18 protein-coding genes and 1 pseudogene are annotated in these 18,200 nt (G+C 53.5%); 9 read left to right on the forward strand and 10 right to left on the reverse strand.

Features of this window, described 5'->3' with window-relative positions:
* Positions 1 to 10: 10 nt before the first annotated feature.
* Positions 11 to 3,349 carry a PAS domain S-box protein gene (locus tag PYL13_RS17860; RefSeq protein ID WP_275642547.1) on the reverse strand — a complete coding sequence of 1,113 codons (3,339 nt, stop codon included), beginning with the start codon at positions 3,347 to 3,349 and terminating at the stop codon, positions 11 to 13.
* Between the two features lie 484 nt (positions 3,350 to 3,833).
* Positions 3,834 to 4,060: pseudogene (locus PYL13_RS17865) on the reverse strand (transposase); the annotation flags it as partial.
* A gap of 88 nt (positions 4,061 to 4,148) precedes the next feature.
* Here PYL13_RS17865 and PYL13_RS17870 point away from each other — a divergent pair.
* The 7 genes from PYL13_RS17870 (at position 4,149) to PYL13_RS17900 (ending at position 8,113) form a co-directional block, all read left to right on the forward strand.
* A complete protein-coding gene (locus PYL13_RS17870) occupies positions 4,149 to 4,586 on the forward strand; it encodes an acetyltransferase (protein WP_275642575.1) in 438 nt (145 codons plus the stop codon).
* Positions 4,587 to 4,768: 182 nt separating this feature from the next.
* A complete protein-coding gene (gene ku / locus PYL13_RS17875) occupies positions 4,769 to 5,668 on the forward strand; it encodes a non-homologous end joining protein Ku (RefSeq protein WP_275642576.1) in 900 nt (299 codons plus the stop codon).
* A complete protein-coding gene (ku, locus tag PYL13_RS17880) occupies positions 5,668 to 6,480 on the forward strand; it encodes a non-homologous end joining protein Ku (protein ID WP_275642577.1) in 813 nt (270 codons plus the stop codon). Before ku (PYL13_RS17875) ends, ku (PYL13_RS17880) begins: the two co-directional genes overlap by 1 nt.
* A 1-nt stretch (position 6,481) precedes the next feature.
* Positions 6,482 to 6,748 (forward strand): hypothetical protein, encoded by a 267-nt coding sequence (locus PYL13_RS17885; RefSeq protein ID WP_275643794.1) that lies wholly within the window; start codon positions 6,482 to 6,484, stop codon positions 6,746 to 6,748.
* A 185-nt stretch (positions 6,749 to 6,933) separates the two neighbouring features.
* Entirely contained in the window at positions 6,934 to 7,113 is a 180-nt protein-coding gene (locus PYL13_RS17890; RefSeq protein WP_275643087.1) for a hypothetical protein, read from the forward strand.
* Positions 7,110 to 7,907 carry an exodeoxyribonuclease III gene (gene xth / locus PYL13_RS17895; RefSeq protein ID WP_275643088.1) on the forward strand — a complete coding sequence of 266 codons (798 nt, stop codon included), beginning with the start codon at positions 7,110 to 7,112 and terminating at the stop codon, positions 7,905 to 7,907. The genes PYL13_RS17890 and xth overlap by 4 nt, the downstream gene beginning before the upstream one ends.
* Entirely contained in the window at positions 7,904 to 8,113 is a 210-nt protein-coding gene (locus tag PYL13_RS17900) for a hypothetical protein (RefSeq protein WP_275643089.1), read from the forward strand. Before xth ends, PYL13_RS17900 begins: the two co-directional genes overlap by 4 nt.
* Positions 8,114 to 8,125: 12 nt before the next feature.
* Here PYL13_RS17900 and PYL13_RS17905 read toward each other — a convergent pair whose 3' ends face one another.
* The 4 genes from PYL13_RS17905 to ligD form a co-directional block, all read right to left on the reverse strand.
* Positions 8,126 to 8,602 (reverse strand): hypothetical protein, encoded by a 477-nt coding sequence (locus tag PYL13_RS17905; RefSeq protein WP_275643090.1) that lies wholly within the window; start codon positions 8,600 to 8,602, stop codon positions 8,126 to 8,128.
* 6 nt (positions 8,603 to 8,608) lie between these two features.
* Positions 8,609 to 9,886 (reverse strand): Y-family DNA polymerase, encoded by a 1,278-nt coding sequence (locus tag PYL13_RS17910; protein WP_275643091.1) that lies wholly within the window; start codon positions 9,884 to 9,886, stop codon positions 8,609 to 8,611.
* Position 9,887: 1 nt separating this feature from the next.
* Positions 9,888 to 10,328 carry a LexA family protein gene (locus PYL13_RS17915; RefSeq protein ID WP_275643092.1) on the reverse strand — a complete coding sequence of 147 codons (441 nt, stop codon included), beginning with the start codon at positions 10,326 to 10,328 and terminating at the stop codon, positions 9,888 to 9,890.
* 144 nt (positions 10,329 to 10,472) lie between these two features.
* A complete protein-coding gene (gene ligD, locus PYL13_RS17920) occupies positions 10,473 to 11,510 on the reverse strand; it encodes a non-homologous end-joining DNA ligase (protein ID WP_275643093.1) in 1,038 nt (345 codons plus the stop codon).
* Between the two features lie 152 nt (positions 11,511 to 11,662).
* Between ligD and PYL13_RS17925 the strand changes: the two genes are divergently transcribed.
* Complete coding sequence (locus PYL13_RS17925; protein ID WP_275643094.1) at positions 11,663 to 11,866, forward strand: cold-shock protein; 204 nt, start codon at positions 11,663 to 11,665, stop codon at positions 11,864 to 11,866.
* Between the two features lie 127 nt (positions 11,867 to 11,993).
* On the opposite strand, the gene lpxK is transcribed toward PYL13_RS17925, so the two are convergent.
* Complete coding sequence (gene lpxK, locus PYL13_RS17930; RefSeq protein ID WP_275643095.1) at positions 11,994 to 13,031, reverse strand: tetraacyldisaccharide 4'-kinase; 1,038 nt, start codon at positions 13,029 to 13,031, stop codon at positions 11,994 to 11,996.
* Between the two features lie 78 nt (positions 13,032 to 13,109).
* Positions 13,110 to 13,343, reverse strand: coding sequence for a hypothetical protein (locus tag PYL13_RS17935; RefSeq protein WP_275643096.1), 234 nt, complete (start codon positions 13,341 to 13,343; stop codon positions 13,110 to 13,112).
* A gap of 397 nt (positions 13,344 to 13,740) precedes the next feature.
* Here PYL13_RS17935 and PYL13_RS17940 point away from each other — a divergent pair, with 397 nt between their 5' ends.
* Complete coding sequence (locus tag PYL13_RS17940; protein WP_275643097.1) at positions 13,741 to 14,589, forward strand: DUF932 domain-containing protein; 849 nt, start codon at positions 13,741 to 13,743, stop codon at positions 14,587 to 14,589.
* Positions 14,590 to 14,866: 277 nt separating this feature from the next.
* On the opposite strand, the gene PYL13_RS17945 is transcribed toward PYL13_RS17940, so the two are convergent.
* Both PYL13_RS17945 and PYL13_RS17950 read right to left on the reverse strand, forming a co-directional pair.
* Positions 14,867 to 16,036: a zinc-dependent alcohol dehydrogenase gene (locus PYL13_RS17945; RefSeq protein ID WP_275643098.1), complete on the reverse strand. Its 1,170-nt coding sequence runs from the start codon at positions 16,034 to 16,036 to the stop codon at positions 14,867 to 14,869.
* A 22-nt stretch (positions 16,037 to 16,058) separates the two neighbouring features.
* Entirely contained in the window at positions 16,059 to 17,849 is a 1,791-nt protein-coding gene (locus PYL13_RS17950) for a YbhB/YbcL family Raf kinase inhibitor-like protein (RefSeq protein ID WP_275643099.1), read from the reverse strand.
* Between the last annotated feature and the right edge of the window lie 351 nt (positions 17,850 to 18,200).

Here is an 18,200-nt window from a genome sequence, read left to right on the forward strand (position 1 = left end):
AGCCAGAATTTCAACGACCGAAAAGCTCTTTTATAGCCTTAGCCAGATCTTCTTGACTGTATGGCTTGGTTATCAAAGTCGCGCCAGAGAACGCCTCGTCCGTTACACGCGATTGTCCGCTCGCCAAAATAACCTTGAAGACCCGACCTGCAGTTTGAAGCTCCCGTACGAGGTCATAACCGGATACGTCGGGTAGACCGATATCGGTCACAAGAAGATCAAAGCTGCGCTGGGCCACCGTGAGAGCTTCCTTCCCGGATCCCGCTTCCAGAACGGTGTGACCCAGATCCATAAGCATCTCCGCTGTGTTCATGCGGATAAGCGCATCGTCTTCAACTAACAGCACGTTGAGCGTTGGATTGGGATGTGTTGGGACGTTGACAACTGGTGTCTTCTGAGTTCGGACCTGCGTACGCTGAGCGCGGTTCCCAAGAACATGCCGGATTTTACGAGCCAGCGCTTCACGGGTGTAAGGTTTGGACAGCAGTTCAACGCCGACATCAAGTCTACCGCCATGAACGATCGAATTTTCGGTGTAACCAGATGTATAAAGTACCGCGAGATCCGGTTGACGTTCTTTTGCCCGCTTGGCTAGTTCGGTACTCTTCATACTGCCCGGCATGACAACATCTGTGAACAGAACGTCGATCGAAATTCCAGATTCTACGATCACGAGTGCCGCTTCCGCGCTCGGCGCTGTTAAGACACTGTATCCGAGGTCAGTGAGCGTCTCGACTACGGTGGCGCGGACCTCATCGTCGTCTTCGGCAACCAGGATGGTTTCGGAGCCTCCAACAATCGGCCCCAAGGCAATAGGAGCTTCACGATCTTCACTAGAGAGCGCGCGCGGGAGGTACATGCGAACAGTCGTCCCATGACCCACTTCAGAATAGATTTTGACATGGCCGCCTGATTGCTTCACGAAACCAAATACCATGGACAGGCCAAGTCCCGTTCCCTTTCCCTCCGGCTTCGTGGAGAAAAATGGTTCAAACACCTGTTCGATCATATCGGCTGGAATACCTGTACCCGTGTCGGTTACCGAGAGCATAACATATTGGCCGGCTTCGACTTCATCATGCTTGGCTGCATAGTCGTCATCCAAGAAGGCGTTCCCAACCTCAATTGTTAACTTACCCCGCCCGTCCATAGCGTCACGCGCATTGATCGCCAGGTTAAGGACGGCATTTTCCACTTGAGCCGGGTCCGCGAGGCAGTTCCAGAGACCACCAGCGATAACCGTCTCAATTTCGATGGCCTCGCCAATCGACCGCCGCAGCATGTCGTCCATGTCGCGCAGGAACCGCCCAATGTTAATGACCTTTGGATCAAGGGCCTGGCGTCGCCCAAACGCCAACAGCTGACTTGCCAATTTGGCACCGCGAGTGACCCCAGCCATTGCATTTGTCAGGCGACGCTGTGCTTTCTCGTTTCCAGAGAGGTCTTTTTGCAAAAGCTGGAGGTTGCCCGAGACAACTTGCAGCAAATTGTTGAAGTCATGTGCAACCCCGCCCGTTAGCTTACCAATGGTCTCAAGCTTTTGACTGTGACGCAGTCGCTCTTCTGAGGCCCGCAATTCTTCTGTTCTCTGAATGACTTTCTGTTCAAGACCCTCAGTGAGCTGTAAAAGGTCGTTCTCCGCGCGGCGGCGCTCCACGGCATTGCGCAGTCTCAGCGCCATCTCCTTTAAAAATGTCAGCTCCTCGTTGCGCCATGCTGTTGCCTTCGAGTTATTGACGAACAGGACCGCGACAAGTCCACTTTGCTCCCTCAACGGAACATTGACGCTTGCACGCGCGGAAATCACGTCTAATGCTGCGGCGCGCTCCCGTGTTCGAGGATCGACCTCGGCGTCGGATATAACAACGATTTCACCCTTCTTGAGGTCGTCAACAAACATGCCGTAGTCGCGAAAACGTCGTAGTCCGCTTAGGCTACCAGTGCGGCCACTCGTCCAGTCGTGTTCGATTAATATTGTCTCGCGGGCCTCATCGATTGTCCCATAACCTGCGCGACTGACTTTCAGCAGACTTCCAATCGTCTGCAGTGCTGCTTTCACGATATCGCCGGGATCACGCAGCGTTGCAACGTGCTCATTAAATTCGATAATCGCCGTTCGCTGTATCTCGGCAATTTTGAGTTCGTGAACATCCGTGCAAGTGCCATACCAGCGCGTGATTTGACCTTGGGCGTCAATGACCGGGTTTGCTCGACCAATAACCCAGCGATAATGTCCGGTATGATGTCGCAGACGATACTCGATGTGATAGGGCTCGCCAGTTCGCAAACATTCGCGCCATACAGACCATGCTCTTTCGCGATCATCCGGGTGGAAAATCTCATTCCAGCCAACGCCGTCCGTGGAACCACGCTCGACGCCAGTGAACTCATACCAACGCTCGTTGTAGAAGTCGTGAAAACCGTCAGGCCGGGTCGACCAAACCATCTGGTCAATCGAGTTGGTCAGGGCTTTCAGGCCGCTCTCGCTTGCCCAGAGCTTTTGTTCCATATCGTGTCGCTCATCAATATCGATGACCGAGCCAATATAACCAAGGAATGTTCCATCCGCAGAAAAGCGGGGTTCCGCCGCGTCGATAGCCCACCTGTAAATGCCGTCGTGACGGCGAAGACGGTACTCGAGTCGAAAGCCTTCCCGACGAGCCAACGCCTCCATGAACGTTCGGGTCGCCAGTTCCTTATCGTCAGGATGCGTGGCGTCGAGCCAACCGAAACCTTCGGCTTGCTCCTGGGATTGCCCCGTAAACTCGTACCATTTGGTATTGAGGTAATTGCATGCACCCGCCTCATCGACGACCCACATCATAACCGGTGCGTGATCTGCCATATTGCGAAAACGCGCTTCGCTTTCCCTAAGCTGCTGTTCGCCTCTTGTGCGCTCTGTCGTCTCGCTCACGATACATAATACACCCCCAACCGAACCATCTGCGATGGTTACGGCTGAGTAAGCAATGTCGAAGGTTACCGTTTCCGGATGACCATGACGCTCGATATAAAAGGGTCTATCCTTGAGAAAAACAGGCAAGCCCCTCTCCATCACCTGATCGAGGAGCGGCTTGAGATCTTCCCATAGCTCACTCCAATAATCCCGCGCGGGACGGCCGAAAGCATCTGGATGCTTCAGGCCAATGGATGGAGCGTATGCTTCATTGTAGAGAGCGACATATTCCCTACCCCAAAACAAAATAATCTGGTGTGGGGACGCCGCTATCGTCCGAAATGTAGTTCTCAAATCCGCTGGCCATTGCTCAAAAGCGCTGATGTGGGCGGTGGGAAGTCCACCTAGCATTTCTTGAACCCACGCCGTGTCGGCACCCGCGGACGTATTCATGCTTATCAAGCCTCATTTAAACCGTTAGACTTGCCTAAAGAAGCCAACGCAAACAGTAAAGACCCGAGAATGTACGAAGCGTTGGCCGGTCGTTCCACTGTTCCCGAGCGGTCCCTAGACCTTTGGGAGTGCTTCGGTATCATCCAGCGAGTTGGGAACACCGATACGTCAGGTCCGAAGGAGAAATTTAATGGAAGATAAAGACCAAGCACTGAGTGTCGTAGTCCGATCCGACGCTCACGGGCACTGGGTAGAGTGGACTAATGCAGGGGAAACCGGATCTTTGGGCCCTTATCAGGATGCGCAAATGTCGGACGACGTGCGGGCGGCTAAGGAGCGAGAGTTATCCGAGAACTCTGGACACATAGATGAAGCCAAACCTCCACGTGACGTCTACGTTCCCGTTCCAAAAGACGAGCGTAGGTAAGCAAAATGCGGCGCAGGAAATCTGTTGCGGGCGACCGGTGATTAGTCGAGTGAGGAACATCCGGTTCAACACCCCGGCCTTTCGCCACCGCACGACACGGTAGTAGCAGGTGGTACGCGGACCATAGCGTTCGGGTAGGTCCCGCCACGGCGCACCGGACCGCAGCACCCAGAAAATCCAATTCAGAACGCGACGATCGTCTACGCGTGACACGGCTCGCGGTTTGTTGGGAGGATTGGCTCAATCACGCGCCACTCGAAGTCGGTCAAGTCATAACGGCTCATGCCGAGCCTGAACAGAATTGGCAGCGAAATGTAAGTCCATTCGGTAACTCGCTTTACTCTTTTGATCAAAGCACTGTATCCCGAGACCATGATTATGATCCGACCTTCCCGCCCCGACGACGGCACCCGCATCATTGAAATTTGGCGAGGCGCAGTTGACGCTACGCACGACTTTCTAACGCCTGAGGATCGTCTCGCCATTGACGAAATGGTGTGCGGTTTCCTTCCGCAAGCTCCACTCTGGCTTGCAGTTGATGAAAATGACTACCTGATGGCATTCATGCTAATCGACGAAGGACACATGGAAGCGCTATTCGTTGATCCCGCCCGGCGCGGAACCGGAATTGGTGCTGCCCTGGTGAAGCATGGCCTCGCCCGTCATCCAAGAATGACAACCGACGTCAACGAGCAGAATGATCAAGCTGTTCGGTTCTATGAACGAATGGGATTCAGGCGGACGGGCCGTTCGCCAATTGACGGACAGGGCAGGCCATATCCACTCATCCACCTAGAATATGTGAACTGACTGGCCGAGGTCCGGGAATCAAACGCGGCAGCTTCATTGCGCTGAGATTAATGGTTCACGACCTAGAACTTAAACGGTCGCCCTAGTTGCTTGGAAGAAGGTAGAACCGTTTCGTTCTCGATCGGAACGAATCGGATGCGTAACGGTTGATTCGCTTTCAAGCGTCAGTCGGAGTATCTCGTATGGCAGCGCATCGAGCACAGTGGAAAGGCTTCTTGAAGGTTGGTGAAGTGAGTTGTGGGATCGCGCTCTACACAGCGGCGTCCACCTCAGATCGCATCAGTTTCAACACCATCAACAAAGCCACCGGACATCGCGTCAATCGCGTTTTCATAGACAGCACCACCGAAGAGGTTGTGCCTCGCGAGCAGCAGACTAAGGGGTTTGAGGTCGATAATGGTCTCTACGTCATCATTGACCCAGATGAGATCGCAGCTGCTATTCCCGATAGCAACAAGACCCTGGAAATCGAAGCGTTTATAACCTGCTCTGATGTGGATGACGTATACTTTGACAAGCCGTATTATCTGACACCGGATAAGACCGGGTCCGATGCATTCACCGCGCTGCGCGACGCAATGGAGAAATCAAAAGTGGCTGCTATAGCGCGGGCGGTCCTCTTCCGTCGCATGCGGACGGTTCTTATTCGTCCTCACGGTAAGGGCCTGATTGCGACCACATTGAACTATGACTACGAGGTTCGGTCTTCGAAGAAAGCATTCGAGGAAATGCCGAAGATTAAGCTTGAGGCCGAAATGCTTGATCTCGCCCGACATATCATCTCCACCAAGAAAGGCACCTTCGATCCGGCGACATTTGATGATCGCTACGAAGCAGCTCTTGCTGAACTGGTTAAAGCGAAGATCTCTGGCAAAGCGCTTCCCAAGCGGAAAGCAGTCGAAGTGTCGAAACCAAACGATCTATTGGATGCACTTCGTAAAAGCGCCGGCATGTCGAAAGGTGGTGAAGCGAAACCGAAACGCGCCGCAGCCAACGTCAACAGGACAACGACCAAAAAACCCGCAGCCCGAGGGGCCTCTAAAAGCTCGTCATCTTCGTCAGCATCCAGAAAGGCTGGTTGATCATGCCTAGACCTTATTGGCGCGGTTATCTCAAACTCAGCCTTGTGACCTGCCCCGTCACGATGTCGCCGGCTACGTCGGAAAGTGAGAAGGTGCGCTTTCACACTTTGAACTCCGAAACCGGCAACCGTGTCGTTTCACAATACATCGACTCCGTCACGAGTAAGCCGGTGAAAGAGGGCGACGATGTTCGCGGTTACGCGCGGGGAGAAGACGACTACGTCATCCTCACGGACGATGATCTCGATGCTGTCGAGCTCGACACGGTGAAAACCATCGACGTTGAGAAGTTCGTACCAGCCGATAGCATCGAATGGGTTTATCTCGAAAAACCGCATTATCTGATGCCGGAAAGTGAAGTTGGCAACGAGGCATTCGCCGTGATCCGCGATGCCATGAAATCTGACAAAGTCGTTGGAGTTTCGAAACTCGTCATGGGCCGCCGTGAGCGTGCGGTTGTGCTGGAGCCTCGGGATGATGGCATCGTCTTGTGGACCCTGCGTTTCGGTGACGAGGTCAGGCCTGAGAAAGAATACTTCGAGAATATCGAGGACGATTCTGACCCTGAACTGGTCCCCCTGATGCAGAAACTCATCAAGCAAAAAACCGAGAAATGGTCACCGAATATGGTGAGCGACCCTGTCCAGGAAACGCTGCTGCAACTGATTGCGAAGAAAAAGAAATCACTGAAACCTAAAAGCAATAGTCGCAAAGGAGATGCGCCAGCGGAACCTAACAACGTCGTCAACATTATGGATGCACTGAAGAAGTCGTTGGCCAAAGAGCTTAACGGCGGAAGAAAGGCTGGCTGATATGCATTTGACTGAAACACACATTGAACACTCAAATGATGGCTGGAAGATCGAATTCATTGGAGATGATGGCGATGAAGTGATCGTCAAAGTCGCTGGTGACAACGATCTTGACGAGGTCGATGTTGTCGAGCGGGCTCGCGCCGTGATGGTGCAATTGACCGCATTTGGTACTCGCGGCGGTGGAGAAAGCGTCAATTCCTATGATGCTCTCAGTAACGGTAATTTTGATGATGACGACAGTATCGTGGTGGAGACGCACCACTGACCGCCCCTCACCTTCACTCGTGTTTTGGATTTCGTGCAGGGTCGCCAATGGGCGGCCCTTTTTCAAAACGGGCGCCAAACCTTATTGTCGTGTTACGCTTCCAATTGACTGACGCCATCAACCGTTGATGCATCTTTTTCATGAGGTTGCGAGTTAGTGAGGTATCGCTAACGAAGGAGAATACCATGAGCAAGCGCGAACTGATTGATACGGGAACCAACAAGCGTTACGTCCGCCGAGATGAGGACGGCCGCTTCAAAGAATCCGTTGATGTGGGCAGGTCTCTCTCAGCAGACAAGCGGCATGACGCCAAACACGATGCAAAACCGGGGGAAGGAGACAAGGGCGACCGCAAGTCGAAGTGATAGTCGCGACCTACAATGTCAATGGCGTAAACGGCCGCCTTGAGGTTTTGCTGAAATGGCTCGAAGAGGCGCAGCCGGACATTGCCATACTTCAGGAACTGAAAGCGCCTGACATCCGGTTTCCCGAAGACGCAATCGGAAAGGCTGGGTACGGCGCGGTTTGGCATGGTCAGAAATCGTGGAACGGTGTCGCGATACTCGCTAGAGGACAGCTGCCATTACTCACCCGTAAGGGGCTACCTGGGGAACCAGAGGATGAACAGAGCCGCTACATTGAGGCTATAGTAGATGGCATCGTAATCGGCGGTCTCTATCTTCCGAACGGTAATCCATATCCTGGCCCGAAGTTCGAATACAAACTCCGCTGGTTTCAACGTTTGCGGGATTATGCGGCGGGGCTTCTCGAACTTGAGGTACCCGTCATTCTCGCCGGCGACTACAACGTCATGCCGACCGAGCTCGACGTATATAAGCCAGAAAGATGGAAGAACGATGCACTCTTCCGCATTGAGGTCAGAGATGCATTTCGCGAGCTGATTGCTCAAGGATGGACGGATGCCATCCGTGAACTTCACCCCCATGAAACAATTTACACTTTCTGGGATTACTTCCGGAATGCCTATGCAAGAAATGCCGGGCTCCGTCTGGATCATTTCCTTCTCAGCCCCGATCTCGCCGAACGGTTAGTGGAGGCAGAAGTAGACAAGCATGTCCGCGGGTGGGACCACACGAGTGATCATGCTCCTGTCAGAATTGAACTTGCAGAAAAGCCCATCAAAAGGAGAAAGAGATGACAGCGCAATGGCGAGATGAACTCCGGCTCAAACTAGAAGATTTGGTCGACAGGTTCGTTACGGAAGGCGTCGACCAAAAGGAAGTTCTCGGGGCGGTCAGCGAAGAGATAGGAAATCTGCATAAAGCCTACCAGCAAGATCCAGATCCCGCTGACGACGATAGCATGGTCGATGAACCAGCCAACGACTGGCCCGCTGCGACCTAACTATCTTTTACGTCAACGAGGCATTTTACCAATGAGCCATTCGCTGTTGCCTCTCACGCCACATTCGCATCGTAGTTTGGGAAGCAACATAGTGATGACACACTGTTTTCCGTGTTTTCGGGCCATCTCCCAGCGATTGACAGGCGCAACCCGGTCGCAGCTCTTGCAGTGGATCGCGAGCGTTTTCCATTCTGGCAACGAGGCGAATGTGTACTCGGGATCATCAAGAACGTCGGGATAGTGGTCCGTTCTTTCCTTGCCCTTCGACTGCCTCAATGACTCCGGTGGATCAGGCGCGAGCTCGCATGTCATGCGGTTTCGACCATTCATGTGCGTCAAGTATTTGCCGGGACGTTCACGGATCGCGGCTTTGTAAGCAGCGATTGAGACGGCAAAGCTCGATGACGAAGAGATAACTTCGATGATCGAGCCGCCAGCGTCGGGCGGATCATCCCATACTTCCACGCGGAAAGTGTGGCTGGTTTCCATGACCGACTATGCCCGCACGACCGGTAGATCAGCAAGCCGCGTCGTATATCTGGGCGACCTCATGCTTGCCTTGGTTTCAAAAGATCGCTTAAAGCCTTCGCTTGCAAGGATCACGGTCTTCTTGCCCCACTTGTCGTTGACGGCATCCAGTGCGGCCGACAATTTCACGGACTTGGCTTGCTCATGTGCAAACAGGTCTACCGGGGCCAGCTCCTCTGGCACCAGGTCATCGAGCATCACGCCCGCCTTTGTATATGCAAACCCGTTATTCTCTTTATTTCCCTTCCATGCCTTTTCGGCACAACGGAGCGCTGTCTGCACGAGTGCCATGGTCGTATTTGACGGCGGGGATAACTTGGCGGTTCTGGATGAGCTGTCCCGAGCGGATCCGTTGTGCGGGTTCGTGTGGAAGAAAACCGTCATATGAGCAGCAACGAGGCCATGACTACGTAGCTTTTCGGCCGCACGTGTTGCATGTGCGGTGATAGCCTGCTGAAGGACGGCCAGCGATGTCATGGGCGATCCTGCAGAACGGGTCACAGCCATCCCCTTGCGGGTGGGCTCTACATCCTGAAGCTCCATGCAAGGTATTCCACGAAGTTCTGCGACAGTACGCTCAAGCACAACGGTCCCGATCTGCCGAGCAAGAGGCAACGGCATATCGCGGAGCTGGGCGACAGTGTTTATTCCCAAGCCGAGGAGTTTTTCAGTCGTTCTTGATCCTACACCCCAGACTTCCGAGACATCACTGCGAGCCATGCAGTAGCCGGCGATCTGTTCGTCCATCAAGTCAGCAATGCCATTAAAGACCGGGTTTTTCTTCGCGATGAAGTTCGCAAATTTCGCCATCGTCTTACTCGGACCAATACCGACACAGGTTGGAATGCCGGTGTTCTGGCGCACAGTCGCCCGCATTTCAGCCGCATGGTCGATCATCCTGCCACCGAAGCCGGACATGTCCACGAAAGTTTCGTCGATGCTGTAGATTTCGGTGCGTGGGCTGAAGTCGGAAATGGTAGCTGCTACGCGCCGGGATATATCGCCGTACAGGGTATAATTGCTCGAAAACAGGCGGATGCCATGCTCTTTCGTCTTCTGTTTAAAGAGATGAGCAGGCTCCCCCATCTTAATTCCAAGAACTTTCGCCTCGTCGCTGCGCGCGACGGCGCATCCATCGTTGTTCGACAACACGACGACCGGAACGCCCCGAAGTCTGGGATCAAACAGCCTTTCGCAGCTGACATAAAAATTGTTGCAGTCGATCAGAGCAATAGGATCTGCCATTTTATTCGACCGGATAGCGGCGAGCGATGCCTGCAACAACGCCCCAGATTTCAGTTGTTTCGAGAACAGGGAGCGGAGGATAATGATCGTCGGACCTTGCTTCGAGCCACATTCGGCCGTCGCGCCTGGTCAACACTTTCAGAAGCATATCTCCGTTGTGGAGGGCGAGAACCGTCCGGCCGGGTTGAACCTTACCCGCCCTGTCTATCGCTACAAAATCACCGTCGAGGATTCCTGCACGACAGAGGGAGTTTCCTGAAACTTTGTACCAGAATGTGGAAGTCTCTCGCCGAACGATCCAAGCGATTAGATCGATAGGGTCTTCGAGATCGTCTCCTGCTGGAGATGGAAATCCTGCCGATACCATCAGTCCAGCGGTCCTCACCTCACGGACTATGTAGTCCACGGAAACAGGCTCAACGGTGGCAATGGCATGGAGCATGGAATGTCGGCTTCTCAATGGCAGGTAATTCCGTTCTCATTATGTTCTCGTTCATGAGCGAGTCAAGATGGAAACGATTGGGAGAGATTGTCGTTGGCGTTTGCGCCGGGTTCACCATTGCCTCATGTGGCAACAACGAGTCTATCAATCTTCAATGCGGTAGACTTCGGCGTTATCCTGCAGCTCGCGCAGACCCTTGTAGCTGGAATGCCGCAGTTTCACGTCGCCGGTCCAACCTCGATACTCGATTTCCGCGATTAGTGTTGGCTCGACCCACACGACATCACGCTTGCCAGTGTATCGAACGGGCGGCGCTTTCTTTTTCCAGATGAGTTTGTTCATCTGTGTCTGTAGGTTTGCTACTTCATTCTGCTTGAAGCCCGTGCCAACGGATCCAACATAGACGACCTGGCCGTTGTGGTAAGCACCGAGCAAAAGAGAACTGAAGCCGATGGTTGATCGCTCATATCCGACGATAAAGAAACTCTCGGATGCAACACATTTGATTTTGATCCAGTCGTCATTCCGGCCGGAGCGATATGGCCTATCAAGGCGCTTTGCGATGATGCCTTCAAGCCCATGTATGCATGCGGCTTCCAACATCTCAGCACCCGTAGCATCAAACGTTTCCGAAAACTGGATCGGGCTTTCTGCGCTGCCAATCAGATCGGCAAGAAGATGCCGGCGAACACGCAGGTCAGTGTTCTGCATATCATGGCCGTCCAGATAAAGCAGGTCAAAGGCGACAAACTGTGCCGGTGAAGTCTTTTTGCCCGACCGCCCTCCGAGCGAAGTCTGCAGCAGGTTAAAGTCTGATCGACCCTGCTCATCGTACATGACTGCTTCGCCGTCCAATATCGCGGTTGCTACACCCAGTTCTCTAGCGCCACGCTCGATTTCTGGAAAACGCTTCGTCCAGTCATGACCACTTTTAGTAAGAATACGCACGCCAGATAACTCGATGTGCACCGCCAAGCGATACCCATCCCATTTTATCTCGTAGCTCCAATCATCACCTTCGGGCGGTTTTGATTTCAAGGTAGCCAGACACGGTTCAATACGTTCTGGCATTGGATCTAAGGGAAGGTTCGGCTGCTCCGGATTCCTGCGACGCCGAGGCCTTGACCGAACAGGAGGTTCGGTTTCTCGCAACAAAGGTTTCGGGCGCGGCTTCTTTGTCATGAAGACAAGTGAGCCAGAAGATTGTTAAAATATCAATATGGCTAGATTTGAAGAGATTTTTCTCTGTGGCCAGTTGCCTGATTACGGTCTAACCTTACGATACATATTCTTACGACTTGCGGCCTAGAGGCTGCGTATTTGAGGAAAATTTGATGGCAACTGGTACAGTTAAGTTCTTTAATCAGGATAAAGGTTTCGGCTTCATAACTCCGGATAATGGCGCCGGAGATGTGTTTGTTCATGTCTCAGCGGTTCAAAGCGTTCAACCACTTCGGGAAGGCCAGAAAGTGAACTTCGAAATTGGCCAGGACCGCAAAACTGGTAAGTCCAAAGCGGAAAATGTCGTACCTGAATAAACTCCACTCTATTAGCTGCTTGCAGAACGTAGACCGAGGTTGCATCGCATGCGGCGTCTTTTAGCGCCACATGCGATAGTTGCTGTATCAAGAACAACGCCCTGCCAACGTAAAAATAGTACTCAGCCTATTTCGCAGGCGTACCGCAGAGCCGACGTGTGCGGCAGTTCTCGATGGCTGCGTCGATTATCTCAGAAGGTGTGTTTGGATCATCGAACACCATTTCGATTTCGATGACGTAACTACGCCGCCGCAACTCTTCGGCTCTGCCTGGAGCGCCTTTTAGGCGTGCAACATCTTTCGCAGTGGTAACCAAAGAATGTTGTCGCTTTGCTGCCGTGTCTAGCAGGTCAGCAACCTCGTCGTTTTCAAACGTGTGGTGGTCACTGAACGATCGCCGCTCCATGATATTCGCACCCAGGCTTTCGACGGTTCTGTAAAATTTGTCTGGATCAGCAATTCCGGCGTAGGCTATTACCGGCGTACCGGTAAGCCCACCCGGTAAGGTTGGCTGAATTCCGGCGACGTAAATTGTCTTACCTGCCCGAGCAGCTGTTCGAACAAGTTCATCAGCTGCCGCGCCATCGCCCACTTTAAGAATAGCGGAAAGTTGGCGCATCTGTTCGGAGATTGGCGCACGCACCGGACCTGCCGGAATTATGAAACCGTTACCAAGTCCACGAACGCTATCAATGACGACAAGTGTATAGTCGACCATCAGGCGCGCGCTTTGAAACCCGTCATCCATGATGATGAGGTCAGCACCGGCCTCAACGAGGCGGTGCGCACCGTCGATACGTCGTCTTGAAACGACTGTCATGGCATAGCGGTCTAGTAGAAGCGGTTCGTCGCCAACATCTTTTGCACGATGATGCGGCTCCACCAGAGTAGTAACATCCAACGTGCCGCCATAACCCCGGCTGAGGAAGCCCGGGCGCAACCCCTTTGCAATTGCAGCTTGAGCTATCGCAATAGCTGTTGGCGTTTTACCGGCTCCCCCGACTGTGAAGTTACCGACGCAGATTACCGGAACATCTACGGATGGACGGTACTTTCGCCTCATCGTTTTACCAGCGATCCAGCCGTAAACCGATGACAGCGGTTTTAGCACATATGCTTGCCACCCCGGTTTTCTCCACCAGAAGGGCGGCGCGTTCGAAATCATGTTTTTGCTCCTGCTGGGATTTCTACTATCCGAAAACACCCATTTCCAACAGCGTTAAGCGATCTCTGATCTGAAATTCTAACTGCGCGGCTCAACCTCATTCCTTGCATTCATGAGCTCCCGTTTCGTTGGATAGGGTTCCCTGCCCTGCGCTTTGGCTATGCGCCTCCAGTAAACGCCCCCCATGCCTGGGATTCGAAGAGTTTCAACGATGGAGAGGTGGGCCATATCGCCCACGGTGTAATAACCAAGGGCGTGGAGTTCCCACAGCAGCCCCGGTCGCAGTTTAAGATCTTCGAGCTTTGTATCCATTCAGCAAACACACTACTTCCCGTCCCCACGAACAACTATCAAATGTAGTAGTTACGAATACTGCAGTCAGCCGGCACGGCTGAAGACGAATAGAGAGCGCCCGCACGCGATAAATCGCGACTGCGGCGCACATTCTCCTGTTTGTCTGGTTTCCCCCTGCATTCGGATCGTTCCGGCGATCAAGGGGCAAGCGCGCTGCGCGCTGTCACTCCGTCAAAAAAAACGGCTTTCACCCTTCGGCCGAACCTTCCGTTTTTTGTTGCTTCATGACCCCTGTGACGCCGGACCAATCCGCCAGTGGGCTGGCTTCGCCCTCCCCCCTTTGCCCGGGAATACATACGTATTCCCAATCAAATTTGAGAGGGAGCGCCAACGGGGAAAATAGGAGTTCCGATATATGTCCATCTATACAAACACAGCTCGTTTTGACACTGGCCGCGAAATGACTGAAATCGAAATGCGCAAGTTGGCACCATCGATTTTTGCCACCAGCGCGCACGAAAGCCGTTCTGAGCGCTTCATGCCAATTCCAACAATCGAAGTTTTGCGCGGCCTGAAAGACGAGGGTTTTGTCCCTGTTGGTGTAAAGCAGTCCGCCAGCCGCACGCCGGGCAAGGCTGACTTTACCAAGCACCTTATCCGCATGCGTCGTGTAGGTGATGGCAAGGTCTACAATGTAGGCGACACGGTTTGCGAAATCCTTCTGAAGAATGCCAACGATGGAACGTCCGCTTATGAGTTGTTAGCAGGCCTTTTCCGTATTCGTTGCCTGAATAGTCTTGTGACACAGACCGGCACCATTGACGCCATCAAGGTTCGCCACTCTGGCAACGTCCGAGATAAGGTCATTGAAGGAACCTATAAAGTTTTGAATGAAGCCGAGCGCACACTAGTTGCGCCACAGGATTGGTCGACACACATTTTGAACCGTGATGAGCAGCTTGCATTGGCCGAGGCTGCACACGTCCTGCGCTTTGGCGATGCCGACGGAAATGTCGCCACGCCAATCCAACCGCAAAAGATGCTTGGAATTCGCCGCACCGATGACAAATCAAATGACCTCTGGACCACATGGAACGTCGTGCAGGAAAACACCATCAAAGGTGGTTTGCGTGGTCAAGGCCGTGACGATTTGGGAAGGCCGCGCCGTGTTAAATCCCGCGCCGTCAACGGCATCGATCAGGACATTAAACTAAACAAAGCCCTTTGGGTTCTGGGGGAAAAGATGGCTCAAATGAAGGCCTGACTTCGATAGTCAATTCTTGCTACCCACCATGAGAACGAGGTGCCCGTTGAGGCGGGCTCTCTGGAAAGATTTCGTCTGTTGCCACGTCCGCAGCTGGTCGTTCGCCAACAGGAAGTCGACAGAGCCGTCAGAGGCAAAGCCTCGATCAGACGATCGACACATTCGATCAATGACAGCTCCATTTGAACGGATCGGACCAAAAACGCCCAGCTCCTGTATGTGCTAGCTATGCCCGAGATTTCGCCTCAACAGTCGTTATCGTCAGGTATCCTACTCCTCACGGCTTGAGCACGACTTTGACGCAGCCGTCCTTCTTTTCGAGGAAGGTCTTGTAGAGTTCCGGGCCATCCTCGAGACCGCCTGTGTGCGTAATGATGAAGGACGGATCGATTTCTCCGTTCTGGATGCGCTCCATCAGGATTGGCAGATAATGCTGGACCGGGGTCTGGGCCATTTTGAATGTCAGGCCGCGATTGATTGCGGAGCCCATGGGAATCTTGTCTAGAAATCCACCGTATACGCCGACGATAGAAACCGTTCCGAAATTCCGGCAGCAATGGATCGCTTGGCGAAGCACATGCGGCCGATCAGTGCCCATGAAGGTCGCAACCTTTATCCGGTCGATACGGGCATCCCAGCTCGCGGCCGGATCTGACTCAGTGCCGACGGCATCGATGCACGCATCCGCTCCGCGACCGTTGGTCAGTTCCATGATCCGCTCATAGATATCCTTATCCAGGTAGTCGAGCGTAATGGCGCCCGATTGCTGGGCTAGCGCCAGTCTCTCAGGCACGCTGTCAATAGCGATGACGCGTTCGGCCCCAAGGATGAAAGCAGATTTGATCGCCATCTGGCCGACGGGACCACATCCCCAAATGGCGATCGTATCGCCTGGCTGGATGTTGCAGAAGTCGGCTGCCATGTAGCCCGTGGGAAAGATATCGGACAAGAAAAGAACCTGATCGTCTGTCAGGCCGTCCGGCACCTTGATGGGACCCACATCGGCAAACGGCACTCGCAAGTATTCTGCCTGCCCGCCGCTGTATCCGCCAAGAAGATGGGTGTAGCCGAACAGTCCAGCAGGCGAATTTCCCCACATCTTCGTGACTTTTTCAGGCTTTGGATTCGATCTTTCGCAGCCGGAAAAGAACCCCCTCTGGCAGAAGAAACACTGCCCGCACGCAATCGTGAAAGGCACGACGACACGGTCGCCCACCTGGAGTTTCTTGTTGTCCTTCCCGACCTCAACCACCTCGCCCATCGTCTCATGGCCCATGATGTCGCCGCAGTGCATTTCCGGCATAATGCCGTTGTAGATATGCAGATCTGACCCGCAGATTGCGCAGGCCGTCACCTTGATGATCGCATCGTGGCCGTCCTCAATTTGCGGATCAGGAACGCTGTCACACCGGATGTCATGCTTGCCGTGCCAGGTTAATGCTTTCATCTTCGTTCCTCTTTTTTTGGTCTTATTTGCGTTCAAAAGTGCCAACGATCTGGCCCACGCCGAGAACGTGGCCCTCCATCCTTGTCAGCACAGCGTCGCGCTTGGCTCCGGGCTCAAGATCGAGAGTTTCGATATCCAGCGCAAAGATCTGGAAATGGTAATGATGGGCGGGATCGCCGACTGGCGGCTTCGGGCCTGTGTACCCAATCGACCCCATGCTATTGGCGCCCTGTTTCATCTCCTTCGGATCCTGAAGGATTGGTGTTCCAGGAATACCTTCACGCAGCTTTGTGGTTACAACCGGAATGTCATAAGCCAGCCAATGTGTGAAGGGTTTCGGCTTTGCGGCGTCCGGGTCATCGACGATCAGCACGAAGGATTTTGTACCTTGCGGCACTGTGTTCCATTCGATTGGTGGAGAGGCGTTGTCTCCATCAGCCACATATTGAACCGGGATTGGCCCATCTTTTTTGAAGGCAGCCTTGACCGAGATCGGCTGGCCGTTCTTGGTATTGATGAGGTCGATCGCAATCGGTGAGGCTGGCATGTCTTTCACGACATTGGGAGTTGCCGCGGTCTCAGCGACGCGTTTGGCGTCGCCGTTGGCATAGGAAACCTTGTAAACAACCCCATTGCTGTCGTCGGAGACAAACAGCGACCCGTCCTTTGAAACAGCAATGCCAGCTAAACGCCCAAGGTATCCAAACTTGCCATTCTCCTGCTGAAGAAGAAAACCTTCGAGGAATTTCTCGAACTTCACTGGCCTCCCGTTTTCAAAATCGACACGCACCACTTCGTAGCCGCTCGGCGGACGACGGTTCCATGACCCACGCATGGCAATAAATGCGTCACCTTTGTAATCTGCAGGGAACGCGTTTCCGTCATAAAAAGCCATCTGCATTGGCGCGCTGTGGGCGGTATATCCCAGGAGAGGTTCTGTCGACTGCTTTGCCCACGGATCGAGCGTGATGCCTTCAGGCGGATTAATATGTGGGTTGATCCCGCTCATGCCATACACATAGGGCCAGCCATATTTTTTGCCCTGTTCGATGCGGTTTAGTTCTTCGATCTGCACCTCGTCGCCTAGCCAGTCGATCCCGTGGTCCATGCCAAAGAGTTCGCCGGTCATCGGCTCCCAGTCGAAACCGATCGTGTTGCGCAGGCCCGATACAAATATTGTACGCGTTTTTCCATCCTTCGATGCTCGCAGGATCGTCGCGTTCTCTGGATTGTCTTCCTGACACTCATTGCACGTGCTGCCGACAGAAATGTAGAGCATACCGTCCGGACCGATATCGATCGTCCGATTGGCATGTTGGCCAGCATCCGGCAGATCGTCTATGATGCGGTTCAGCGGCCCGAACGTGCCATCGGGTTTGACATCGGCACTGTAGACATCGTGGATCGTCACAAGGAAGACCTTGTCGCCGTCAAACGCGATGCCATGCATGTTCGGGCGGCTTGCCACCGTAACAACGCCATCGGCTTTGCCGTCAGCGTTGTCGTCTTTCAGCATGATCACGTCCCCGACTGTTCTGCGGGTTGCGTAGAGGTTTCCGTCCCGTGAAACCGCGAGCATGCGCGGATTGATCAGGTCTCGGGCAAAAACATCGACATTGAACCCGGCAGGCGCTTTTATCAGGTCCGTAAGCTTGGCATCGTCCGTGACCGCCAGTTTTTCGGGTTCGAGGATCGAGCCTCGAATCGTTACGTCTGATGCTTCTCCGACAGTACCTTTGATCTCGGAAAAAGCCGCAGACGGCAGGGCAAGGGTAGTCGCGGATAGGGCAAGTATAGACAGGTAATTTGACACGGGGACCTCCTGAGATCAGATGACAAGGTCGGGCTTCGGGACAGGCACTGCTTCGAGCTTGTTCGGAACTGCCAGCATATTGACTGATGGTTCACCATCTCCTGATGGGAGGTTACGAGCTCGGCGTCGAACAACGAAAGCGCGGCCAGCCCTCACGGCCTTAGATACGGTTCGTTTTCGGACCTCGTTATTCAAGCCACTCGAACCCCAATTGTCGTGGAAAGTTCCTGAGCGCATTGCAACTTTTTCGGCGTCGAACAGTTCGCGTATATCGCGAAAGTAATCGCACGAAAAAAGTTATGTCTGGTATTCGCGTGCCCTCTGTCCGGCTTGGAATCCGACCCAATTTGG

Source organism: Agrobacterium sp. Azo12 (assembly GCF_029193765.2).
In the GTDB taxonomy this organism is placed as follows: Bacteria; Pseudomonadota; Alphaproteobacteria; order Rhizobiales; family Rhizobiaceae; genus Agrobacterium.